This is a genomic window from Streptomyces sp. NPDC057010, from assembly GCF_042673805.1.
Classification (GTDB): Bacteria; Actinomycetota; Actinomycetes; order Streptomycetales; family Streptomycetaceae; genus Streptomyces.
Genome location: NZ_JBHUSC010000002.1, coordinates 189,681 through 212,471 on the forward strand (window position 1 = coordinate 189,681; position 22,791 = coordinate 212,471).

The following is a 22,791-nucleotide window of genomic DNA, read 5'->3' on the forward strand; positions in this document are numbered from 1 at the left end:
GGGCGGTACGCGAACAGACTAAAGCCAGTGGCCCGGTCGGGTGGGTCACCTCGGCAATCCCTCCGGTACGCCCTGTCCCACGGCGCGCGTCCCGGTCAGCTCCGCCCACACGACCAGCCGGTGGCTGTGGCCCCACTCCGGGTCGCAGGTCGTCAGCGTCAGGTAGCGGCCGGGCGCCGTGAACGGCGACCTCGCCGGGACGGGGTCGACCACACGGACGTCCGTGGGCAGGGTGCGCAGCGGCCCGCCGCGGACCGTGTACGTGTACCAGGTGGTCGCGTCCTTGAGGATCACGGCGTCCCCCGGGCCCAGCTCCGGGAAGTCCTTGAAGGGGTCGCCGTACGTGCGGCGGTGGCCCGCGACCGAGAAGTTCCCGGTGGCGCCGAGGCGGGCGGTGCCCGCGTAGTGGCCCAGGCCCCTCTTCAGCAGCTCGGTGTCCGTGCCCTCCAGGACGGGCTTGTTCCAGTCCGGGCCGAAGCGCGGCACGTACATCTCGGCGAAGGCCTGGCCGGCGGGGTAGGGGGGCGGCTCCTCCTGGGCCTGCGGAGCCTTCGGGGGCTCCGGGGCCTGGGAGGGGGCCGGGGCCGCGGGCTGCGGGGCGGCCGCCGGGGCCGCGGCCCAGGTGTCGCGCATCCGGGCCATCTCGGCGTCCATGGCCCGGTCGGCCTTGACCCCGGTCCACAGCAGTACGTACGCGACGAAGAGCACGATCAGGGTGCCCGCCGTCAGGCACACCTCGCTGAACGTCCGTACCACCAGCCGCAGTACGACGTCAGGACGCGGATTCCACCGGCTTCGCATAGTGGAGGTCCACTGTGCCGGAGTAGCCGGGAAGTGTCAGCGCCTTGTGCTCGTCCACTTTCCAGCCGAGCCCGTACGCGTTGACGTACAGCTGGTAGTTCTGGAGGGCCGGCGAGGCGGCCATGGCCTTGCGCAGCGCGCCCGGGTCGCCGACCGCGGAGACCTTGTACGGCGGCGAGTAGACCCGGCCCTGGAGGATCAGGGTGTTGCCCACGCAGCGCACCGCGCTCGTGGAGATGAGCCGCTGGTCCATGACCTGGATGCCCTGGGCGCCGCCCTGCCAGAGGGCGTTCACGACGGCCTGGAGGTCCTGCTGGTGGATCACCAGGTCGTTGGGCTGGGGCTCGGGGACGTTGGGGATGCGGGCGGTGGCGTTGGGCGGTGCGTCGTTGAGGGTGACGGTCAGGCCCTTGCCGGTCAGCTCCTCGGTGCCGGAGGCCGCGCGCAGGGCGGCCAGCTTGGCGTCCTCGGCCTTGGTGCTGCCGTCGTCGCGCTCGGCGAGGGCGTCCACCCGGTGGCGTACCGCGGCGGTGCTCGCCTCCAGCTCCGCGTTGTTCTGGCTGCGCTCCTCGATGAGGTCCGACAGCTTGAGGAGCGAGGCGTCGGTCCGGATGTTCGTACCCTTGGAGGTGTTGAAACTGGTGACGAAGAGCAGCCCGGCGAGGGCGAAAACGGCGGCCGTCAACAGCCGGACCGGCCTGGCCCGGCGACGGGGACCCGCGGAGGAGTCGTCGGAATCGCTCAACGTACCCTTCTCCTTCAACGCCACAGGTCCACTACGCTAACGGACGCCCGGGGCAGGCAAGGTCCCCAGCCGCATCGACAGGAGAGCCCCTCGTGCCGAAGTCACGTATCCGCAAGAAGGACGACTACACGCCGCCGCCGACCCGGCAGCCCCAGAGCATCAGGCTGACGAACCGCAGCTGGGTCGCCCCGGTCATGCTGGCGTTCTTCCTGATCGGGCTCGCGTGGATCGTCGTCTTCTACGTGACCGAGACCCAGCTGCCGATCGAGGCACTGGGCAATTGGAACATTGTGGTCGGTTTCGGATTCATTGCGGCGGGATTCGGCGTCTCCACGCAGTGGAAGTAGCACCGATCGCCCTGTGAAGGAAGCTCTCCCCAAGAGTTATCCACAGCGTCATCCACACCTGAGGAAAAGACAGAAGATCTGTGGATAACTCTGTGGAGAGTTGACGCCGGTGTGATCAGGTGAGTTCGGCGGTGCGGAGCAGGATCACCGCTGCCACCAGCAGGAACACCGCCACACAGGTCCCCCATTGGATGAGTGCGCGATGGCGGCCGGCGGTGGGCCGGAGCATGCCGAGCCCCACCAGGGCCCCGGTGACCAGGCCGCCCACGTGGGCCTGCCAGGAGACGTTGAGGCTGCCGCCGAGCGGTACGAAGGTCAGCACCAGCATCAGCACGACCATGACGATCACCGGCCGCATCTCGTAGCGCAGCCGGCGCACCAGGACGACGGTGGCGCCGAGCAGGCCGAAGACGGCGCCCGACGCGCCGAGGGTCGGGGTGTTCGGCGGGGTCAGCAGATAGACGAAGGCGCTGGCCCCCAGCCCCGAGAGCAGGTAGACGGCGAGGTAGCGGGTGCGGCCCAGCGCCGCTTCCAGCGGGCCGCCGATCACCCACAGGCCGATCATGTTGCCGATGATGTGCCACCACTCGACGTGGAGGAACACCGAGGTCAGCAGGCGGTAGTACTCCCCGGTGGAGACTCCTTCGACGGGGGCGCCGAAGAACTCCACGTACCGGCCGAGCAGCTCCAGCCGGACCACGAGCGCCGGGGCGGCGAGACCCACGAGGAAGACGGCGGCGTTGAGGCCGATGAGGATCTTGGTGACCAGCTGGGGATCGGCGGCGACCACCCCGCCCGCGATGGTGCGCGGCGCGTTCGCGGTCGGGCGGTGCCCGGTGCCGGAACCCTCACGGACGCATTCGGGGCACTGGAAGCCGACCGAGGCGCTGATCATGCACTCGGGGCAGATGGGACGCTCGCAGCGGGTGCAGCGGATCCCCGTGTCACGGTCCGGGTGGCGGTAGCAGCCCGGCAGACGGTCGGTGTCCATCGGTTCCCTCGATCAGCGGCGAGGCAGGGGAGCGCCCCGCCGGTCCGGTATGCATGCTGGACGGACGGGCGGGGCGGAAAGGTTCCCGGTCCGCGGCAGGGTGGCCGGCGCCCGGGATCCGGGGGAGCGTCAGCTGCGCTTCTCGATGACGACCGACTCGATGATCACGTCGTCCAGCGGGCGCTCGGTGCGCGGGTTGGTGGCCAGCCCGGCGATGGAATCCACGGTCTTCTGGCTGGCCGGGTCGGTGACCTCGCCGAAGATGGTGTGCTTGCGGGTGAGCCAGGCGGTGGGCGCGACGGTGATGAAGAACTGCGAGCCGTTGGTGCCCGGGCCGGCGTTGGCCATGGCGAGCAGGTAGGGCTTGGTGAAGGCCAGGTCGGGGTGGAACTCGTCGGCGAACCGGTAGCCGGGGCCGCCGGTGCCGTTGCCCAGCGGGTCGCCGCCCTGGATCATGAAGCCGCTGATGACACGGTGGAAGACGGTCCCGTCGTAGAGCGGGTCCGTGGTCTTCTGGCCGTCGGTGGGACGGGTCCACTCGCGCTCACCCGTGGCGAGTTCCACGAAGTTCCGGACGGTCTTCGGGGCGAAATTCGGCAGCAGCTCGATCTCGATGTCGCCTTTGTTGGTCTTCAGGGTGGCGTAGAGCTTCTCGGCCACGGATCTGCCTTCCATAGTCATCACTGTCGGTCCAGATAGTCGCACGGAGCGCTCCGCGGCACAGAAATCCTCCACCCGTATGCCCTGTCACGCATGCCGGTCGGCGGTATGGCAGGCATGATCCGACAAAGGGTGGAAAGGTGAACTGTGTCCGCCACCGAGAAGGAGGAATCCTGTGACCCGCAAGGACAGCGTGCTCGCGGCAGCGGAAAGCGCCAAGGAGACCGTGCGGCACGCGTCGGAAGTGGTGGCACCGTACGCAGGGACCGCCAAGGACGCCATGGCGCACTACGCGCATGAGGCGAACCTGGTACTCGCGCCGAAGGTGTCGCACGCGGCCAACGAGGCCGCGCGGCAAGCCCGCATGACGTACGACACCCATCTGCATCCCCGGATGAGGGCGGCGCGCGCCCACGTGCCGCCGAACGTGGACCGGGCGGCGAGCAACGCGGTGAAGCAGACGCGCCGGGCCGCGCGGCAGGCGGCCGACTACACGCAGCCGCGCATCGAGAGCGCGATCGCGGCGGCCACGCCGATGGCCGAGGAGGCCGCCTCGCGGTCGGCGGCCGCGTTCGCGGCGCTGCGCGGCCAGGTGACGCCGAAGGAGATCCAGCGGCTCGCGCGGCGCCACGAGCGGCGGGCACGCTGTGGCCGGGCGCTGCGCGGGGTCGCCGTGGTCGGTGTCCTGGCGGGCGCCGCCTTCGCGGCGTGGAAGTGGTGGGACCAGCAGTCGAACCCGGACTGGCTCGTCGAGCCGCCGGCGGCCACCGAGCTGTCCGCGCAGGACGCGGCGCCGGCGAGCTTCGACGACGAGCTGGCGGCGAAGGAGCGCGAGGCGGGATCGGCTGCGGACGACACGCAGCTCTGATCCGGCCGGGGTTCAGGCGTTCGGACCGAGGGGCCCGGATCCACCAGGATCCGGGCCCCTCGGCGTGCGCTCCGGTGCTCAGGGGAGGGTGAGGACCATGCCCGGGTGGATGAGGTCGGGGTTGGAGCCGATGATGCCCCTGTTCATGGCGTAGAGCTCGCGCCAGCGGCCCTCGTTGCCGAGCTCGCGGCGCGCGATCGCGGAGAGCGAGTCGCCGGGCTTGACCGTGTACGTACGCCGCTTGGCGGTCGACGCCGGCTTGGGGGCGGCGGGGACGGCCTTGTGCGCGGCCGAGGTGGGGGTCGGGGTGTGGTGGGCGCCGGGCGCCGCGGAGGCGGCCGCGCCGGGCTTCGGCATCACCGCGGGGTTGGGCGGCGCCGGAACGGCCTTGTGGGCGGCCGAACCGGGGGTCGGCGTCGCGGGCTTGGGCGGGGCGGGCGCCGCCATGCGCTCGGCGGCCATGCGGGTGGCCGCGGCGGCGTCGGCCGCCGGGCTCGCGGGGGGTGTCGCCGCGGCGGGCGCCTGCTGCTCGACCTGCTCCTTCGCCTTCACGGCGGCGTCGTGCGCCTTCTTCTTGTCGGACTTCAGGAAGTCGAAGAGTCCCATGTGTGTACGCCTCCGGCGTGGTTCGCCCCCCTCACGGCTCGGTGCCTTTCCCCACTGTCGGCCACCGGGGGCCCGGCGGCCCTGTGACGGGGCCATCCGGGGGACGTCCGCCGGGGGGGGGCAGCCGTCACTGGCGGGCGCGGCGGGCCGGCCGGGGGCCGTCGGAGGGGGTGCCGAGCTCGCCTTCGGCGAGGCGGCCGAGGACGCGCAGCAGGGTCGCCCGGTCGGCGTCCGCCAGATCGGCGAGGGCGTCGGCGTGGACCTGGTCGACGATCGCCTGGCTCCGGACGGCGAGGGCGGCGCCCGCCTCGGTGACGGCGATGATGCGGGCCCGGCGGTCCCTGGTCGAGGGGCGGCGCTCGGCCAGTCCGGCCTTCTCCAGGGCGTCGACGGTGACGACCATCGTCGTCTTGTCCATGTCGCCGATCTCGGCGAGCTGGATCTGCGTGCGCTCCTCCTCCTGGGCGTGGACGAGGACGCAGTGCATGCGGGCGGTGAGCCCGATTTCTCCGAGGGCGGCGGCCATCCGGGTGCGGAGCACGTGGCTGGTGTGGTCCAGGAGGAAGGAGAGGTCCGGCTCGGTCCGGTTGTTCGCCATGGCGGTCATGACTCCACCCTAACAATTAGGTCCGAAGAAAATCGTCTGCAACGAAACTATCTGCTACGGTCGCACCAGTGGCCCGGAAGACGGGGCCGCCCCGACTTCCTCGCTGACTGGAGAGACCGATGCCTGCCGCTTCCCGCACCTCCGCAGCCGACCCCGACCTCGCCGCGCCTCCCGCCTCCGCCACGGCCGCCTCCGCTGGGGACAGGGGGCTCCGGTCCCGTTGGACCGCCCTCGGCGTGCTCTCCACGGGCATGTTGATGACGATCCTCGACGGCAGCATCGTCACCGTGGCGATGCCCGCCATCCAGAACGACCTGGGCTTCTCCCCCGCGGGCCTCAGCTGGGTGGTGAACGCCTACCTGATCGCCTTCGGCAGCCTGCTGCTGCTCTCCGGCCGCCTCGGCGACCTGCTGGGCCGCAAGCGGATGTTCCTCGCCGGAACGGCCGTCTTCACCGGCGCCTCGGTGCTCGCCGGCTTCTCCGCCTCCCCCGCCGTGCTGATAACCGCCCGCTTCCTGCAGGGAGTCGGCAGTGCGATGGCCTCCGCCGTCAGCCTCGGCATCCTGGTCACCCTGTTCACGCGGCCCCGCGAACGCGCCAAGGCCATCGCGGTGTTCTCCTTCACCGGAGCGGCCGGCGCCTCCCTGGGCCAGGTGCTCGGCGGCGTTCTGACCGATGCCCTCGACTGGCACTGGATCTTCTTCATCAACCTGCCCATCGGGCTCGCCGCACTGCTCCTGGCCCTGTCCGCGCTCCCCTCCGACCGGGGTCTGGGCCTGCGCGCGGGTGCCGACGTCCTGGGCGCCGTCCTGGTCACCGCCGGCCTGATGCTCGGCATCTACACCGTGGTCGAGGTGGAGCGGTTCGGCTGGGTCTCCGTGCACACCCTCGGCCTCGGGGCGCTCGCCGTGCTCCTGCTCGCCGCCTTCGCCCTGCGCCAGGCGAAGGCCCGGACGCCGCTGGTGCCGCTGCGGATCTTCCGCTCACGGACCGTGGCCGGCGCCAACCTCGTGCAGATGCTGATGGTCGCCGCGCTCTTCTCCTTCCAGATCCTGGTCGCCCTCTACCTCCAGAAGGTCCTGGGCTACGGGGCCGCCGGGACCGGCCTCGCGATGCTGCCCGCCGCCCTGGTCATCGGCGCGGTCTCGCTCGGCGTCTCCGCCCGGCTGAACACCCGCTTCGGCGAGCGCAACGTGCTGGCGGCCGGCCTCGGACTGCTCGTCCTGGCTCTGGGCCTGCTGACCCGGCTGCCCGTGCGGGCCGACTACGTCACCGACCTGCTGCCGGTGATGCTGCTGGCCGCGGGCTTCGGCCTGGCCCTGCCGGCCCTCACCACGCTGGGCATGTCCGGCGCCGACGACCGTGACGCCGGGCTGGCCTCCGGGCTGTTCAACACCACCCAGCAGATCGGCATGGCCCTCGGCGTGGCCGTCCTCTCCACCCTCGCGGCATCCCGTACGCAGTCCTCGGCCCGGGCGGGCAGCCCCCCGGCCGAGGCCCTCACCAGCGGCTACCACCTGGCGTTCGCCCTCGGGGCCGCGCTCCTGGTGGCCGCGCTCGCTCTGGCCGTGACCCTCCTGCCGGCCGATGTTTCACGTGAAACATCGGCCGGCTGACCTCCCCTACGCCGTCACCGAAGCACGGTCCTTCACGAAGAACTCGCCCGCGGCGCGCAGCGCCTCGGCATCGTCGAGGACCGTGCCGGGGGCGTTCCCGCGGCCGAGCAGGGACCCGCCCCAGTGCATGCCCATGTAGGCGGCGCAGTTGCGCAGGGTGCCGATCAGCGGGTCGGCCATCGAGCGGTCCTCGGAGGACAGCGCGGTGACGCTCCACAGGGTCTTGCCGGCCATCCGCGGCTTGAAGTCGAGGCCGGGCACCCGCATCCAGCCGGACCAGTGGTCGAGGTAGAGCTGGGCGCTCGCCGAGAGGCTGTACCAGTAGAGCGGCGAGGCGACGACGAGATCGGTGGCGGACAGCGTGGCGTCCAGCAGGACACGGGAGTTGCCGACGGGCTCCGGGTAGACACCAGGGCCGTCGTGGCGGCGGTCCTCGAACGCCGGGACCTGAAGATCCTTCAGGCGCAGCCACTCCTGCTCCACGTCGCCGGGAAGGGCCGCGGCCGCCTCCCTCGCGAGGGCCTCGGTGTTGCCGTCCAGGCGGCTGCTCGCCAGCAGGAACAGGAACTTGCGGCCACCGGACTGGTTCGTCGTGGTCATACTCGCCTCTCTGCGGTCATCGTGCCGTGGACCGGCACCGGTCCGTGGCGAGGCAGGTCGCGCCCCCCAGCGGCCCGGCGGTGCGCGGTCCCCCGACTGTTATGGTCCGGCCCATGCCCGAGCTCATCACGCCCACCCCCCGCCTGCACGCCTCCTGGCTCGCCGCCCGCGCCGAATGGGGCGCCGACGCGCACATGGACGGCGCCGGTCTCGGCGCCGACGACGACGTCGAGAGCCCGGAGGGATTCGCGGCCTGGGTGGAGCGGCTCCACCGGTACGCCGACCGCACGGTCCCGGTCGAACCGGGCCGGGTGCACGCGACGTACTGGTGGATCGCGGAGGGCGACGCCTACCTCGGCGCCATCGACCTGCGGCACCACCTGAACGCCTTCCTCCTCGACGCAGGCGGCCACATCGGCTACAGCGTGCGCCCCTCGGCACGCGGCCGCGGCCTGGCCACCTGGGCGCTGGGCGCGGTGCTCCACGAGGCGCGCGTCATGGGAATGGACCGGGTCCTGCTGACCTGCGACCCGGACAACACCGCCTCGGTACGCACGATCGAGCGCAACGGCGGCGTGCTCGAAGACGTCCGCGACACCCTCATCGGCCCCAAGCGCCGCTACTGGATCGACCTCTGAGGCCACGCGCCGACGGCACGCAAAAACCCCTCTGCCCTGCGTTTCCGCAGTTCAGAGGGGTTGTTTGTGGAGCCTAGGAGATTCGAACTCCTGACATCTGCCTTGCAAAGGCAGCGCTCTACCAACTGAGCTAAGGCCCCGTGGATCCGGGCACGCCTGTCCCCCTTGCGGGGAGCGGCCGTTCCGCAGAACAGAGTACCGGGTGTACCCCCTCATCTCGCAAAATGATAGGGACTCCCGCCCTGCGACCACTCTCCGTAAGATGCTCGCGAGGTTCGCACCAGCGAAGGGGAGAGGTAAGAGTGGACGCAGTACAACAAGAGGCCACGGCCAGAGCGAGAGAGCTTCAGCGCAGCTGGTACGGGGAGCCGCTGGGCGCGCTCTTCCGCCGGCTCATAGATGACCTCGGCTTGAACCAGGCCCGCCTCGCTGCCGTCCTCGGACTGTCGGCGCCCATGCTGTCCCAGCTGATGAGCGGCCAGCGCGCCAAGATCGGCAACCCGGCCGTGGTGCAGCGGGTCCAGGCCCTCCAGGACCTCGCCGGCCAGGTGGCCGACGGGAGCGTCAGCGCGGCCGAGGCCACCGACCGGATGGACGAGATCAAGAAGACCCAGGGGGGCTCCGTCCTCAGCAACAGCGGCCAGACCGCCACCGGCTCGGGCGCGCCCACCGTCAAGCGGGTCGTCCGTGAGATCCAGTCCCTGCTGCGCTCGGTCTCCGCGGCCGGCGACATCATCGACGCGGCGGACACCCTCGCCCCCAGCCATCCGGAACTGGCAGAGTTCCTCCGGGTCTACGGCGCGGGCCGCACCGCCGAAGCGGTCGCGCACTACGAGGCCCACCAGAACTGACAACGGGTACGGGTGACGGGGGACGGGCGCAGCGATGGGTGAGGTTTTCGCCGGTCGGTACGAGTTGATCGATCCGATCGGGCGCGGTGGCGCCGGCGCCGTATGGCGCGCCTGGGACCACCGGCGCCGCCGCTACGTGGCAGCGAAGGTCCTCCTGCAGAGCGACGCCCACACACTCCTGAGGTTCGTACGGGAGCAGGCGCTGCGGATCGATCACCCGCACGTACTGGCCCCCGCCAGCTGGGCGGCCGACGACGACAAGGTCCTGTTCACCATGGACCTGGTCGGCGGCGGCTCCCTCGGCCACGTGATCGGGGACTACGGTCCCCTCCCGCCCCGCTTCGTCTGCACGCTGCTCGACCAGCTCCTGTCGGGGCTGGCTGCGGTACACGCGGAAGGCGTCGTCCACCGCGACATCAAACCGGCCAACATCCTGATGGAGGCCACCGGAACCGGGCAGCCGCACCTGCGCCTGTCCGACTTCGGGATCTCCATGCGCAAGGGCGAGCCGCGACTGACCGAGACCAACTACGTGGTCGGAACGCCCGGTTACTTCGCCCCCGAACAACTGCTGGGCGCCGAGCCCGACTTCCCCGCCGACCTCTTCGCCGTCGGGCTGGTCGCCCTGTACCTCCTCCAGGGCCGCAAGCCCGACTCCCAGGGCCTCGTCGAGCACTTCCTCGCCCACGGCACCCCGGGCGCCCCCGAAGGCGTTCCCGCGCCCCTCTGGGGCGTCATCGCCGGTCTGCTGCAGCCGGATCCCCAGAGCCGGTTCAAGACGGCCACAGGGGCGCGCAAGGCCCTTGCCGAGGCCGTGGAGCTGCTGGCGCCACCCGCCCCGGACGAGGACCCGGTGGAGGTGTTCGACCAACTCGGCCCCCTCCCGCCCGGCTTCGGCCCCCAGGGCCCCCCGCAGTCCGCGACCCCGCCGAGCGGTTCCGCCTCCGCGGCGGTGCCGGCGGAACCCACCCGCACCGACCCCCGCGGCACAGCCGCCACCGTCCCGGCGACGGGGTCCGCGACCCCGGCTCCCCAGGCCTACGCGGGCCTGCCGGCCCCCGGCTACGGCGCCCCGGCGGCCGCGGCCGGCGCGACCGCCCCGTACCCGGCCGTCCCGGCCCAGGTGCCCTCGTACGGGCCCTCGGAGACCGGGAGTTTCCACCTGTCCCCGCCCGTCGCGGCTCCCCCGGCGACCCGGGGCACCGGTCTGACCCCGCCGACCCCGAAGGTCAAGGCCGGCATCCTCACCGCCGCCCTGCTCTGCTTCGCGGTGGGCATCTGGGCCCTCACCCAGCTGTAGGGCGCCCCCGCCGGGCCAGCAGGATCCACCCGCCCAGCACGAGCAGCAGCAGCGTCCCGGTGCCGAAGCCCGCGCCCGCCACCACCCGCATCGCGGAGTGCTTCCCGGCGGCCTCCGCGGCCTCCGGGGCGGTGAGCCCCTCCGCGGCGGCGGCCCGGTCCCCGTCCCCGACCCCGAAGCCCCCCGCGGCCAGACCCTCCGTGTACGCGGGCGCCTTGGCCGGGGTGCCGGTGACCTCCATGCGCAGGGTCAGCGGCACGGGGGTCGCGTCCTCGGTGAACTCGGCGACCTTCCCGCCCATGGTCACGGCGATGTAGTACCAGCCGGCGATCCCCACGGGCTGCACCTCGCGGTCGTTCGCGAAGCGGTTCTCGTAGGCCACCGGCGGGGTCTTCTCCAGCGTGACCCCGGCCTGCTGCCCGTCGTAGGAGGTGTCCTTGTCCGCGACCAGGGCCCGGTAGGGGCTGTAGAGCGAGACGACGAGCCCGCCCGAGGCGGAGCCGGACGGCTTGGTCATCCTGGCCTTGGCCAGCTCCGCGCTGAACCCCAGCTGCTGTCCCCAGTCCAGCGGCACCCGGTAGTACCGGGTCTGCCCGGCCCGCAGCTCGTCCCGCCACACCCCGGCGCGCAGCGCCCGCGCGTCGTTGAAGCCGGTCCCGCCGGCCCGTGGCACCGCCTCGGTGCCGGGCAGCGCCGCCGGGGTTCCCGAGGGCCATGCGCTGGGCGCGGCGGTCGGGCCGCCCGATCCCCGGCCGGGCTCGCGCTGGACGCGCAGTTCGAGCGGCCAGGGGCTCTGGTCGGAACCCTTGGCCGACGTCCGGGTCACCTTCGCGTAGTAGACGCCGGCCGCGGCGCATTCGTGGTCCTCGGTCCCCCACCGGACACCGGCGGCGCTGACGGGGGCCGGGTCGTAGTTGAGGTTCGCCCGGCCCTCGCTGCCCGGGCAGGACCGGCCGGCGGTGGTCATGATCTCGACCTCGATGCCGTCGCTGTACGAGACCTTGGCTCCGGGCCCGGGCCGGGCCACCGCGGAGACGTACACGTTGGAGCCGTCCTTCTGCAGGACGAGCCGGTACACGCGCTCGCCGGGGCCCAGCGCGTCCTCGTAGGCGTTCCCCGCCTCGATCAGCGGGGCGTCCGCCGTGGAGGGCTTGCCCTCGATCTTCTTCGCGCCCTCCGCCGGCCGGTACGCCGGCACCGCCTGCGGCGCCTTGTCCTCGGCGTGCGCCACCACGGGCAGCGCGGCCGCCGCCAGCCCGAGGGCCGCCCCCGCGAGCGCAGTTCTCCGTACCCGACCCATCACGCCCACCCCGAGTTTTGCTAGCGCAAGCCAAATCTTTGCATAATGCAATTTTTTGTCACAGAACAGCACAAAGCCCCGACCGCAGCGGCAGCCGGGGCTTCATGGGATCAGCCTTCGGGTCTCACACGCCGGAACCAGAGGGCACGGAGTCGGTTGCCTCCGTCCACAGGTCCTGCTCGGCGCGGTCCGCCTGGATCTGGCGGTACACGAGGAGCCCGCCGATGGCGGCCAGTGCGACCAGGAGCAGCTTCTTCACCGCGCGACCTCGTCTTTCGTTGACGTAGGGGACTTCTGGCGCCCAACAATACACACCGACCGATACCGATCGGTGACCTACCGGCCCACCAACTGGCCCAACGACAAAGACCCCCAGGCCTTGGGCCTGGGGGTCTTCGACACTGTGGGGCTAACAGGATTTGAACCTGTGGCCTCATCCTTATCAGGGATGCGCTCTAACCAACTGAGCTATAGCCCCATCCGCGCTGCGCGCTGACTCCTGAAGATTAGCGCACTCACCCGGTAGCTCCAAAATCGGTTCGTGAGGAGCGTCTGCGCAGGTCACTCGTCCTCGGCGAGCGTGAGCTCCACACCGCCCACGAAGCCCGCCGACAGGTTGTAGATGAACGCGCCGAGCGTGGCCAGAGCCGTGGCCAGCACCACGTCGATGACCGCGATGACCGACGTGAAGATCAGAACGCGCGGCAGCGACAGAAACGACTGGAGGTCGAAGCCGTTGCTCTCGTTCGAGCCGGTCGCCTCGCTGATCGTGCCGCCGACGGTCGAGAAGACGCCCATCGCGTCCATGACCATCCACAGCACCGCCGCCGCCACGATCGTGCAGATGCCCAGCGCGATCGACAGCAGGAAACTGACCTTCATCACCGACCACGGGTCGGCCTTGGCCACCCGCAGCCGCGCCTTGCGCGTCCTGGGCGCCATACGGGCCCCCGTACGCGGCTTGCGCTGCCCGGCGACCGGCCCGCCGCCCCGCGGCGCACCGGAGCCCGAGGGCGCCGCGTAGGCCTGCGGAGGGTGGTGCGGCTGAGCCTGCGGCGGCTGCGTTTCCCGGGCGTCCGTCACGATTCCCCCTTGGGAGTCCGCGGCGGGGCCACGGGCACCGTTGTCTCCAGTCATGGCCGGTCCGGCGCCCGTGGCTCCACTCACGACTTACTCCTCGTGCTCCCCAGCCGAAGGCTCCGTGCCCTCGGCGGCCTCGGCGGCCTGTCCTTCGGCTGCCTCGATCTCGTCGACCTCGTCAGCTTCCTGACCGGCCTCGGCGTTACGAGCGATGCCGACCACGGCATCGCGCTTGCCCAGGTTGATCAGCTGGACGCCCATGGTGTCACGGCCGGTCTCCCTGACTTCGTTGACGCGCGTACGAATCACACCACCGCTGAGCGTGATGGCGAGAATCTCGTCCGATTCGTCCACCACGAGGGCCCCGACGAGGGACCCGCGGTCCTCCACGATCTTGGCGGCCTTGATGCCCAGACCACCGCGACCCTGGACGCGGTACTCATCGACCGGCGTCCGCTTGGCGTAGCCGCCATCGGTCGCGGTGAAGACGAACGTACCCGGCCGGACAACGCTCATGGACAGCAGTTCGTCACCCTCGCGGAAACTCATGCCCTTCACACCGGAAGTGGCACGGCCCATCGGGCGCAGCGCGTCGTCGGTCGCCGTGAAGCGGATCGACTGCGCCTTCTTGCTGATCAGCAGCAGGTCGTCCTCGGCGGACACCAGCTCCGCGCCGATCAGCTCGTCATCACTGCCGTCCTCGGTCTCCCGGAGGTTGATCGCGATGACGCCACCCGAACGGGGCGAGTCGTAGTCCTTCAGCGCCGTCTTCTTCACCAGGCCGCCCTTGGTGGCCAGGATCAGGTAGGGCGCCGCCTCGTAGTCGCGGATCGCGAGGATCTGGGCGATCTTCTCGTCCGGCTGGAAGGCCAGCAGGTTCGCCACGTGCTGCCCGCGCGCGTCCCGGCCGGCGTCCGGGAGCTCGTACGCCTTGGACCGGTAGACCCGGCCCTTGTTCGTGAAGAACAGCAGCCAGTGGTGCGTGGTGGAGACGAAGAAGTGGTCGACCAGGTCGTCCTGCTTCAGCTTCGTGCCGCGCACGCCCTTGCCGCCGCGCTTCTGCGAGCGGTAGTCCTCGGTCTTGGTGCGCTTGACGTAGCCGCCGTGCGTGATCGTGACGACGATGTCCTCTTCGGCGATCAGGTCCTCCATGGACATGTCGCCGTCGAAGGGCACCAGCTTGGAGCGCCGGTCGTCGCCGTACTTCTCGACGAGCGCGGCCAGTTCCTCGCTGACGATGGACCGCTGGCGGTCCTCCGAGGCCAGGATCTGGTTGTACTCGTCGATCTTGGCCTGGAGCTCGTCGTGCTCGGCGACGATCTTCTGCCGCTCCAGGGCCGCCAGGCGCCGCAGCTGCATCTCGAGGATCGCGTTCGCCTGGATCTCGTCGATCTCCAGCAGGCCCATCAGGCCCTCGCGCGCGATCTCGACGGTGTTGCTGCGCCGGATGAGCGCGATGACCTCGTCGATCGCGTCCAGGGCCTTGAGCAGACCGCGCAGGATGTGGGCGCGCTCCTCCGCCTTGCGCAGGCGGAAGCGCGTGCGCCGGACGATGACCTCGATCTGGTGCTGCACCCAGTGGCGGATGAAGGCGTCGATCGACAGCGTGCGCGGCACGCCGTCCACCAGCGCCAGCATGTTCGCGCCGAAGTTGGTCTGCAGATCGGTGTGCTTGTACAGGTTGTTCAGCACGACCTTGGCGACCGCGTCGCGCTTGAGGACGATCACCAGGCGCTGACCGGTCCGCGAGGAGGTCTCGTCGCGGACGTCGGCGATGCCGCCGATCTTGCCGTCCTTCACCAGGTCGGCGATCTTCTGCGCGAGGTTGTCCGGGTTGGTCTGGTACGGGAGTTCCGTGACCACCAGGCACTGGCGGTTCTGGATCTCCTCGACCTCCACCACCGCGCGCATCGTGATGGAGCCGCGCCCGGTCCGGTACGCCTCCTCGATGCCCTTGCGGCCCACGACCAGCGCGCCGGTCGGGAAGTCCGGGCCCTTGATCCGCTCGATGAGCGCGTCGAGCAGCTCCTCGTGCGAGGCGTCCGGGTGCTCCAGCGCCCACTGGGCGCCGGCCGCGACCTCGCGCAGGTTGTGCGGCGGGATGTTGGTGGCCATGCCGACGGCGATGCCGGCGGAGCCGTTGATCAGCAGGTTCGGGAAGCGCGCCGGCAGGACCGTCGGCTCCTGGTTGCGGCCGTCGTAGTTGTCCTGGAAGTCGACGGTCTCCTCGTCGATGTCCCGGAGCATCTCCATGGCCAGCGGCATCAGCTTGCACTCGGTGTAGCGCATCGCGGCCGCCGGGTCGTTGCCCGGGGAGCCGAAGTTGCCGTTCGAGTCCACCAGCGGCATCCGCATCGACCACGGCTGGGCCAGGCGGACCAGCGCGTCGTAGATCGAGGTGTCACCGTGCGGGTGGTAGGTGCCCATGACGTCGCCGACGACGCGGGCGCACTTGTAGAAGCCCTTCTCGGGCCGGTAGCCGCCGTCGTACATCGCGTACAGCACGCGACGGTGGACGGGCTTGAGGCCGTCCCGTACGTCGGGCAGCGCGCGGGAGACGATGACGGACATCGCGTAGTCGAGGTAGGAGCGCTGCATCTCCGTCTCGAGCCCGACGGGCTCGATGCGCAGCACGGGCTGCTCCTCCGCGGCGTTCTCAGCGGTGGGGGTGGTTTCGTCGGCCATTGCTGGTCAGAAATCCTTTCAGGCGGTCAGCGTCGGGCCGACTCAGATGTCGAGGAACCGAACGTCCTTGGCGTTGCGCTGGATGAAGGAGCGCCGTGCCTCGACGTCCTCGCCCATCAGCACCGAGAACAGGTCGTCGGCCTGCGCCGCGTCGTCCAGCGTGACCTGGCCGAGGACCCGGTGGTCCACGTCCATGGTGGTGACGCGCAGCTCCTCGGCGTTCATCTCGCCCAGACCCTTGAAGCGCTGGATCGAGTCTTCCTTGATCCGCTTGCCGTTCTGCTTGCCGAGCTCGACCAGGGCGTCGCGCTCCCGGTCCGAGTACGCGTACTCGAAGTCGTCCCGGCCCCACTTGATCTTGTAGAGCGGCGGGCGCGAAAGGTACACGTGACCGGCCTCGACCAGCGGCCGCATGAAGCGGAAGAGGAAGGTCAGCAGCAGGGTGTTGATGTGCTGGCCGTCGACGTCGGCGTCCGCCATCAGGATGATCTTGTGATAGCGGAGCTTCTCGATGTCGAAGTCCTCGTGCACGCCGGTGCCGAAGGCGCTGATCAGCGCCTGGACCTCGGTGTTCTGGAGGATCTTGTCGATACGGGCCTTCTCGACGTTCAGGATCTTGCCGCGGATGGGCAGGATGGCCTGGTACATCGGGTTGCGGCCGGACTTCGCGGAACCGCCGGCGGAGTCACCCTCGACGATGAAGATCTCGCACTTGGTCGGGTCGTTCGACTGGCAGTCGGACAGCTTGCCCGGCAGCGACGCCGACTCCAGCAGCCCCTTGCGGCGGGTCAGGTCGCGCGCCTTGCGGGCCGCGACGCGGGCCGTGGCCGCCTGGATCGCCTTGCGGACGATGTCCGCGGCCTCGACCGGGTTGCGGTCGAACCAGTCGTTGAGGTGCTCGTGGACGACCTTCTGCACGAAGGTCTTCGCCTCCGTGTTGCCCAGCTTGGTCTTCGTCTGGCCCTCGAACTGCGGCTCGCCCAGCTTCACCGAGATGATCGCCGTCAGACCCTCGCGGATGTCCTCACCGGCGAGGTTGTCGTCCTTCTCGCGGAGCAGCTTCTTGTCGCGCGCGTAGCGGTTGACCAGACCGGTCAGCGCCGCGCGGAAGCCCTCCTCGTGGGTGCCGCCCTCGTGCGTGTGGATCGTGTTCGCGAAGGAGTAGACACCCTCGGAGTACTGCGAGTTCCACTGCATCGCGATCTCGACCGAGAGCATGCGCTCCTTGTCCTCGGCCTCGACGTCGATGACGGTCGGGTGGATCAGCTCGCCCTTGCGCGAGTTGAGGTACTTCACGAAGTCGACGATGCCGCCCTCGTAGTAGTACTTCACCGTGCGCGCCTGCGGCTCGACCGTGTCCGCGTCCGGATCGTCGGCGCCCGCCGTGGCCTTCGCCGACTCGCGCTCGTCGGTCAGCGTCAGGGTCAGGCCCTTGTTGAGGAAGGCCATCTCCTGGAAGCGCCGCGACAGCGTCTCGAAGGAGTACTCGGTCGTCTCGAAGATGTCGCCGTCGGCCCAGAACGTCACCGACGTGCCGTGCTCGTCGGTCTCCTCGTTCTTCGCCAGCGCCGCCGTCGGGACACCCAGCTTGTAGTCCTGGGTCCAGCGGTAGCCGTCGGTCTTGACCTCGACCGCGACCTTCGTCGACAGGGCGTTCACGACGGACACACCCACGCCGTGGAGACCGCCGGAGACGGCGTAGCCGCCGCCGCCGAACTTGCCGCCCGCGTGCAGGACGGTCAGGACGACCTCGACGGCCGGCTTGCCCTCGGAGGGCACGATGCCGACCGGGATGCCGCGGCCGTTGTCGACCACCCTGACGCCGCCGTCGGCGAGGATCGTGACGTCGATCGTGTCCGCGTGCCCGGCCATGGCCTCGTCGACGGAGTTGTCGACGACCTCCTGCACGAGGTGGTGCAGACCTCGCTCACCGGTCGAGCCGATGTACATGCCGGGCCGCTTGCGGACCGCGTCCAGGCCCTCGAGGACCTGGATCGCACTGGCGTCGTAATTCTTCTCGTTGGAGTCGCCGGAATCGGCCACGAAGCGCCCTTTCTGGCACAGCGCAGCCCGTACTCCGGACCAGCGTGTGCGCCGGAGGAGCGGCCGCGTCGATCTGCGTTGTCTGCGTGATCCCGCGAACGGGCGGGATTTCCTCCAGTCTACCGGTACCACGGACATGAATGGGGGTTTGCCGGTACCTGAGTCCGCATGTGCCGCCCTGAACCGCCACTCTCCGACTCCCCATATCCGGGAAGGGGCTCAAAGAGGCTCACACGGGCACCCAGCCCTTCGACCTGTCAACCTCCGACTACCGTGAGGGACACCACCCGCAACACCCCGCCGAAGCACGTCCGGCCGACCGATCACATCCGGCCCCGGGTCCCTGCGCAGCAGGGATCGCCCGGTCGCGCGGCGCGCTAGCCGTACGTGTCGCCGGGACCGGAACTCCCCGGCGCCCGCCACGGCCCGTACGGCTTCGGCCGCCCCCCGGGTCCCCGCACCAGGAGCACCCGCACCGTCCCCTGCCCCAGGTCCGCGTTCAGCCGCGCCACCAGCTGCGGAGCCAACAGCTTCAGCTGCGCCGCCCACGCCGAGGAATCACACCGCACGACGAGTTCACGGTCCTCGTAGCGCTCCGGTTCACAGTGCGCCGCGATCTCCGGCCCGACGATCTCCGGCCAGCGCTCCATCACGCCGGCCACCGCCATCGGCATCTCCCAGCCGCGCTCCGTCCGCAGCCGGTCCAGCGCCGCCATCAACGGCATCGGGTCCCGGCCGTCCGCCCGCGCCCCCGACCGCAGCCCCGGCTGCTGCTGCCGCTTCCGGCCGCCCGCCGCGTTCCCCCGGGCCCGCGCCTGCTCCCGCGCGGCCGCCAGCGCCTGGCGGGCCAGGTCCACGCCTGGGGGCACCTCCCGGCCGGAGGCTGGGGGAGCCTCGGGGGTCTTCCGGGGCGGCTGCTTCTCCTGATCGCTCACAGCCGGGTCACCTCACCGCCGGACACCCCGAACCGAGCTCCCACCAGCACACCCGGAACGTCATCGTCCACCGCCGCCGTCACCAGCACCTGCTCCCCCGGAGCCACCAGCTCGGCCAGCCGCTCCCGGCGCCGCGCGTCCAGCTCCGCGAACACGTCGTCCAGGATCAGCACCGGCTCGCTCCCCTCCGAGCGCAGCAGCTCGTACGAGGCCAGCCGCAGGGCCAGCGCGTACGACCACGACTCCCCGTGGCTCGCGTACCCCTTCGCCGGCAGCTCCCCCAGCCGCAGCAGCAGGTCGTCCCGGTGCGGACCGACCAGGGTCACGCCCCGCTCGATCTCCTGCTTGCGCACCTCCGACAGGGCCGCCAGCAGCACCTCGTAGATCGCCTCGCGGCTGCGCGCCGCCCCGCTGTCCACCGGCTCGCCCGCCGAGGACCTGTACGAGAGCCCCAGGGGGCCGCCCCCGGGCGCGAGCTGCTCGTACGCCTTGTCCGCCAGCGGCAGCAGCGTCGCGATCAGGTCCAGACGCTGCGCCAGCAGCTCCGCGCCCGCGCGCGCGAGGTGCTGGTCCCATACGTCGAGCGTGGACAGGTCCATCGACCGCCCGCCGTGCCGGCGCGCCATCGCCGCCGACTTCAGCAGCGTGTTCCGCTGCTTCAGCACCCGCTCGTAGTCGGAGCGGACCGCCGCCATCCGCGGGGAGCGCGCGGTGACGAGCTCGTCCAGGAACCGGCGCCGCTCCCCCGGGTCGCCCTTCACCAGGGCCAGGTCCTCCGGCGCGAACAGCACCGTCCGTACGATCCCCAGCACGTCCCGAGGTCTGACCTGCGAGGACCGGTTTATCCGGGCCCGGTTCGCCCGCCCCGGGTTCAGCTCCAGCTCGACCAGCTGCTGCCGCTCGCCCTGGGTGACGGCGGCGCGGATGATCGCCCGGTCCGCGCCCATCCGTACGAGGGGCGCGTCCGAGGAGACCCGGTGGCTGCCCAGCGTCGCCAGGTAGCCGATCGCCTCGACGAGGTTGGTCTTGCCCTGGCCGTTGGGTCCCACGAAAGCCGTGACGCCCGGGTCGAGGGGAACCTCGGCCCGGGCGTACGAGCGGAAGTCGGCCAATGAGAGATGCGAAACATGCATACGGCGCCGACCTCCCCCGGCTTCCTGCTGCTCTGCTCTGTGCTGCTGTCCTGCTGTGGAGCGGTTGTGGATTACTTCTTCTCGACCGCGTGGCCGCCGAACTGGTTGCGCAGCGCGGCGATCATCTTCATCTGCGGCGAGTCGTCCTGACGGGACGCGAACCGCGCGAAGAGCGAGGCCGTGATCGCGGGCAGCGGCACGGCGTTGTCGATCGCCGCCTCCACCGTCCAGCGGCCCTCGCCCGAGTCCTGGGCGAAGCCGCGCAGCTGCTCCAGGTGCTCGTCCTCGTCCAGCGCGTTCACGGCCAGGTCCAGCAGCCAGGAGCGGATGACCGTGCCCTCCTGCCAGGAGCGGAAGACCTCGCGGACGTCGGTGACCGAGTCCACCTTCTCCAGGAGCTCCCAGCCCTCGGCGTAGGCCTGCATCATGGCGTACTCGATGCCGTTGTGGACCATCTTCGCGAAGTGGCCCGCGCCGACCTTGCCGGCGTGTACGGCGCCGAAGTCACCCTCGGGCTTGAGGGCGTCGAAGACCGGCTGGACCGCGGCGACGTGTTCCTTGTCGCCGCCGTACATGAGCGCGTAGCCGTTCTCCAGGCCCCACACGCCGCCGGAGACACCGCAGTCGACGAAGCCGATGCCCTTGGCCTTCAGCTCCTCGGCGTGCTTCTCGTCGTCGGTCCAGCGCGAGTTGCCGCCGTCGACGACGATGTCGCCGGGCGAGAGCAGCTCCGCCAGCTCGTCGACGGTGGACTGCGTCGCCGCTCCCGCCGGGACCATCACCCACACCACGCGGGGGGCCTGCAAGCTGTCCACAAGTTCCCGGAGGCTGTGGACATCGGCGAGGTCCGGGTTGCGGTCGTATCCGATGACGGTGTGGCCTGCGCGGCGGATGCGCTCGCGCATGTTGCCGCCCATCTTGCCGAGACCGACGAGACCAAGCTCCATCAGGTGGTTCCTTAAGCGTTGTGACCGTCTGTGCCGGATTCCCCGGTTCCGGGGTATCCAGGCTCCGAGCCTACGCCGGGCGGCACCGGCCGGCCCCATGGGCGCTCCCGGGACGGGCGTACGGAATTGCGCTCCGCGGGCCCGGGGAAAAGCCGTCGGGCCCGGTCCGCAGCCTGCGAGACCGGGCCCGACGTACGAGGGCGTCAGCCGGACAGACGCACCGGCATGATCAGGTACTTGTACGCCTCGTCGGCCTCGGCGTCGACCGCCGGACGGCCGCTGAGCAGCGCCGGCTTGGTGGACGTGGTGAAGCTGAGCTGTGCGGCGGGCGAGTCGATCGCGCTCAGGCCGTCGAGCAGGAAGGTCGGGTTGAAGGCGATCGAGATGTCGTCGCCCTCCAGCGTGGCGTCGACACGCTCCACAGCCTGTGCATCGTCGCTGGAACCGGCTTCCAGGATCAGTACGCCCTGCTCGAAGCTCAGGCGGACCGGGGTGTTGCGCTCCGCGACGAGGGCCACGCGCTTGACGGCCTCGACGAACGGGGCGGTCTCGATCACGGCGATGGAGTTGAACTCCGTCGGGAAGAGGGTGCGGTACTTCGGCAGGTCGCCCTCGAGGAGGCGGGTGGTGGTGCGGCGGCCGGCGCCCTCGAAGCCGATGAGGCCCTCGCCCGCGCCGGAGCCCGACAGCGCCAGGGTGACGGTGTCACCGCTGGTCAGGGACTTGGCGGTGTCCAGGAGCGTCTTCGCGGGCACCAGGGCCACGGCGGAGGCCTCCGGGTTCTCCGGCTTCCACAGGAACTCGCGGACCGCGAAGCGGTAGCGGTCGGTGGAGGCCAGGGTGACCCGGTCGCCCTCGATCTCGATGCGGACGCCGGTCAGCACGGGCAGCGTGTCGTCGCGGCCGGCGGCGATGGCGACCTGGGCGGCGGCGGAGGCGAAGACCTCACCGGGCACGGTGCCGGTCGCGGTCGGCATCTGCGGCAGCGCGGGGTACTCCTCCACAGGCAGGGTGTGGAGTGTGAATCGCGAGGAGCCGCAGACCACGGTCGCCCGTACACCGTCTGTGGAAATCTCCACCGGGCGGTTGGGGAGGGCGCGGCAGATGTCGGCGAGCAGCCGGCCGGAGACGAGGACGGTGCCGTCCTCCTCGACGTCCGCCTCGACGGAGACGCGGGCCGAGACCTCGTAGTCGAAGCCGGAGAGGGAGAGGGTCCCTTCCTCGGCCTTCAGCAGCAGGCCCGCGAGAACGGGCACCGGCGGCCGGGCCGGGAGGCTGCGGGCAGCCCAGGCCACCGCCTCCGCGAGTACGTCGCGCTCCACCCGGATCTTCACCGGAACCGCCTCCTGCTGTTGCTCGCTCGTCTGCCGGCCTTCGTCGTCGGTCGTCGATGCCTCGACCGATGCCGGGGACCAGTCTGACGCACGGCACCGACAGTCGGTGCTGCCGGCGGTCAAGTCGGGAGCGAGGTGTCGGGGAGGCCTGCCCACCGAGTTGTGCACAGGACCTGCTTGAAAACCGAAACCGGCCTAACTCTCCATGGGGGTAGTAGTAGGGCCTGTGGAAACGGTGGATAACGCTGTTCTCGCAGGTCAGCAAGCGTTTTTTATCCCCACACCCTGTGGGTGGCACCGGTGGACAACACGGTGTCTCTGTGGAGAACGAAAACTTCTGCACAGGCCGTCCCCAGGGGACCCCGACTACTCCACAGGTGTGTCCCCAGCTTTCCCCCGGTACTCCACAGCCCAAACGTCCACCTCGGTGTGACGGCTTTCACTCCGGGCGGTGAGGAGGGCCGCCGCGTTGCCGAACAGTGGACAACGGTGTGGAGAAGAGATCAGATCCTGTGCACAGGATCGGGGAACCTGTGGGTGGCCCGTGGACAACGTGGTGGACAGGGCTGTGGACGAATTCTCTGTCCACAGGCTGTGGATGACGCTTGCGCACAAATCCCCAGGGGTGTGACCTGCTCTGATGGTCCCTCACCATGCACCCCTGTGGACAGATTGTGGGTGACGGAACCCGTCCCCAGGGTGTG

Annotated in this window: 22 protein-coding genes and 2 tRNA genes; 6 read left to right on the forward strand and 18 right to left on the reverse strand. The window is 70.5% G+C overall.

The features are described 5' to 3' along the window. Positions 1-45: 45 nt before the first annotated feature. Positions 46-801: a class E sortase gene (locus tag ACFTXQ_RS03415; RefSeq protein WP_382635429.1), complete on the reverse strand. Its 756-nt coding sequence runs from the start codon at positions 799-801 to the stop codon at positions 46-48. Then, complete coding sequence (locus tag ACFTXQ_RS03420; RefSeq protein WP_382635430.1) at positions 773-1,546, reverse strand: DUF881 domain-containing protein; 774 nt, start codon at positions 1,544-1,546, stop codon at positions 773-775. The genes ACFTXQ_RS03415 and ACFTXQ_RS03420 overlap by 29 nt, the downstream gene beginning before the upstream one ends. 92 nt (positions 1,547-1,638) lie before the next feature. On the opposite strand from ACFTXQ_RS03420, the gene crgA reads away from it, so the two are divergent. After that, positions 1,639-1,893: a cell division protein CrgA gene (gene crgA / locus ACFTXQ_RS03425; RefSeq protein WP_030383881.1), complete on the forward strand. Its 255-nt coding sequence runs from the start codon at positions 1,639-1,641 to the stop codon at positions 1,891-1,893. 115 nt (positions 1,894-2,008) lie between these two features. Here crgA and ACFTXQ_RS03430 read toward each other — a convergent pair whose 3' ends face one another. Beyond that, positions 2,009-2,884: a rhomboid family intramembrane serine protease gene (locus ACFTXQ_RS03430; protein WP_382635432.1), complete on the reverse strand. Its 876-nt coding sequence runs from the start codon at positions 2,882-2,884 to the stop codon at positions 2,009-2,011. A gap of 129 nt (positions 2,885-3,013) precedes the next feature. Further along, on the reverse strand, positions 3,014-3,544 hold the full coding sequence (locus ACFTXQ_RS03435; protein WP_382635776.1) for a peptidylprolyl isomerase: 531 nt from the start codon (positions 3,542-3,544) through the stop codon (positions 3,014-3,016). 175 nt (positions 3,545-3,719) lie between these two features. On the opposite strand from ACFTXQ_RS03435, the gene ACFTXQ_RS03440 reads away from it, so the two are divergent. Further along, entirely contained in the window at positions 3,720-4,412 is a 693-nt protein-coding gene (locus ACFTXQ_RS03440; protein ID WP_382635434.1) for a DUF5324 family protein, read from the forward strand. Between the two features lie 78 nt (positions 4,413-4,490). Here the strand turns inward: ACFTXQ_RS03440 and ACFTXQ_RS03445 are convergent, their stop codons facing one another. After that, the gene (locus tag ACFTXQ_RS03445) at positions 4,491-5,018 is read right to left on the reverse strand and encodes a LysM peptidoglycan-binding domain-containing protein (protein WP_382635436.1); all 528 of its coding nucleotides are present in this window, start codon (positions 5,016-5,018) and stop codon (positions 4,491-4,493) included. Positions 5,019-5,145: 127 nt separating this feature from the next. After that, complete coding sequence (locus ACFTXQ_RS03450) at positions 5,146-5,625, reverse strand: MarR family winged helix-turn-helix transcriptional regulator (protein WP_382635438.1); 480 nt, start codon at positions 5,623-5,625, stop codon at positions 5,146-5,148. Between the two features lie 119 nt (positions 5,626-5,744). Here ACFTXQ_RS03450 and ACFTXQ_RS03455 point away from each other — a divergent pair, with 119 nt between their 5' ends. Further along, the gene (locus ACFTXQ_RS03455) at positions 5,745-7,241 is read left to right on the forward strand and encodes an MFS transporter (protein ID WP_382635440.1); all 1,497 of its coding nucleotides are present in this window, start codon (positions 5,745-5,747) and stop codon (positions 7,239-7,241) included. Between the two features lie 6 nt (positions 7,242-7,247). Here the strand turns inward: ACFTXQ_RS03455 and ACFTXQ_RS03460 are convergent, their stop codons facing one another. Continuing rightward, the gene (locus ACFTXQ_RS03460) at positions 7,248-7,841 is read right to left on the reverse strand and encodes a flavodoxin family protein (protein ID WP_382635442.1); all 594 of its coding nucleotides are present in this window, start codon (positions 7,839-7,841) and stop codon (positions 7,248-7,250) included. Positions 7,842-7,954: 113 nt separating this feature from the next. On the opposite strand from ACFTXQ_RS03460, the gene ACFTXQ_RS03465 reads away from it, so the two are divergent. After that, positions 7,955-8,479 carry a GNAT family N-acetyltransferase gene (locus ACFTXQ_RS03465; protein ID WP_382635444.1) on the forward strand — a complete coding sequence of 175 codons (525 nt, stop codon included), beginning with the start codon at positions 7,955-7,957 and terminating at the stop codon, positions 8,477-8,479. Positions 8,480-8,546: 67 nt separating this feature from the next. Here ACFTXQ_RS03465 and ACFTXQ_RS03470 read toward each other — a convergent pair. After that, positions 8,547-8,619: transfer RNA gene (locus ACFTXQ_RS03470), tRNA-Ala, on the reverse strand. A 162-nt stretch (positions 8,620-8,781) separates the two neighbouring features. On the opposite strand from ACFTXQ_RS03470, the gene ACFTXQ_RS03475 reads away from it, so the two are divergent. Next, positions 8,782-9,330 (forward strand): helix-turn-helix domain-containing protein, encoded by a 549-nt coding sequence (locus ACFTXQ_RS03475; protein WP_382635446.1) that lies wholly within the window; start codon positions 8,782-8,784, stop codon positions 9,328-9,330. A gap of 34 nt (positions 9,331-9,364) precedes the next feature. Beyond that, on the forward strand, positions 9,365-10,630 hold the full coding sequence (locus tag ACFTXQ_RS03480; RefSeq protein WP_382635448.1) for a protein kinase: 1,266 nt from the start codon (positions 9,365-9,367) through the stop codon (positions 10,628-10,630). Here the strand turns inward: ACFTXQ_RS03480 and ACFTXQ_RS03485 are convergent. The 10 genes from ACFTXQ_RS03485 to dnaN form a co-directional block, all read right to left on the reverse strand. Continuing rightward, the gene (locus tag ACFTXQ_RS03485) at positions 10,617-11,930 is read right to left on the reverse strand and encodes a hypothetical protein (RefSeq protein WP_382635450.1); all 1,314 of its coding nucleotides are present in this window, start codon (positions 11,928-11,930) and stop codon (positions 10,617-10,619) included. The genes ACFTXQ_RS03480 and ACFTXQ_RS03485 overlap by 14 nt on opposite strands. 124 nt (positions 11,931-12,054) lie before the next feature. Further along, a complete protein-coding gene (locus ACFTXQ_RS03490) occupies positions 12,055-12,189 on the reverse strand; it encodes a DLW-39 family protein (RefSeq protein WP_208809277.1) in 135 nt (44 codons plus the stop codon). Between the two features lie 145 nt (positions 12,190-12,334). After that, positions 12,335-12,408: transfer RNA gene (locus ACFTXQ_RS03495), tRNA-Ile, on the reverse strand. Positions 12,409-12,491: 83 nt separating this feature from the next. After that, on the reverse strand, positions 12,492-13,067 hold the full coding sequence (locus tag ACFTXQ_RS03500; RefSeq protein ID WP_382635778.1) for a DUF3566 domain-containing protein: 576 nt from the start codon (positions 13,065-13,067) through the stop codon (positions 12,492-12,494). Between the two features lie 33 nt (positions 13,068-13,100). Further along, positions 13,101-15,695, reverse strand: coding sequence for a DNA gyrase subunit A (gene gyrA, locus ACFTXQ_RS03505; protein WP_382635452.1), 2,595 nt, complete (start codon positions 15,693-15,695; stop codon positions 13,101-13,103). Between the two features lie 42 nt (positions 15,696-15,737). Beyond that, positions 15,738-17,759, reverse strand: a complete 2,022-nt coding sequence (gyrB, locus tag ACFTXQ_RS03510) for a DNA topoisomerase (ATP-hydrolyzing) subunit B (protein ID WP_382635780.1) — start codon at positions 17,757-17,759, stop codon at positions 15,738-15,740. A gap of 356 nt (positions 17,760-18,115) precedes the next feature. Beyond that, positions 18,116-18,673 (reverse strand): DUF721 domain-containing protein, encoded by a 558-nt coding sequence (locus tag ACFTXQ_RS03515; protein WP_382635454.1) that lies wholly within the window; start codon positions 18,671-18,673, stop codon positions 18,116-18,118. Next, on the reverse strand, positions 18,670-19,806 hold the full coding sequence (gene recF / locus ACFTXQ_RS03520; RefSeq protein ID WP_382635456.1) for a DNA replication/repair protein RecF: 1,137 nt from the start codon (positions 19,804-19,806) through the stop codon (positions 18,670-18,672). The genes ACFTXQ_RS03515 and recF overlap by 4 nt, the downstream gene beginning before the upstream one ends. A gap of 71 nt (positions 19,807-19,877) precedes the next feature. Further along, positions 19,878-20,753, reverse strand: coding sequence for a phosphogluconate dehydrogenase (NAD(+)-dependent, decarboxylating) (gnd, locus tag ACFTXQ_RS03525; RefSeq protein ID WP_382635457.1), 876 nt, complete (start codon positions 20,751-20,753; stop codon positions 19,878-19,880). Positions 20,754-20,956: 203 nt separating this feature from the next. Continuing rightward, on the reverse strand, positions 20,957-22,087 hold the full coding sequence (gene dnaN / locus ACFTXQ_RS03530) for a DNA polymerase III subunit beta (protein WP_382635459.1): 1,131 nt from the start codon (positions 22,085-22,087) through the stop codon (positions 20,957-20,959). Positions 22,088-22,791: the final 704 nt, after the last annotated feature.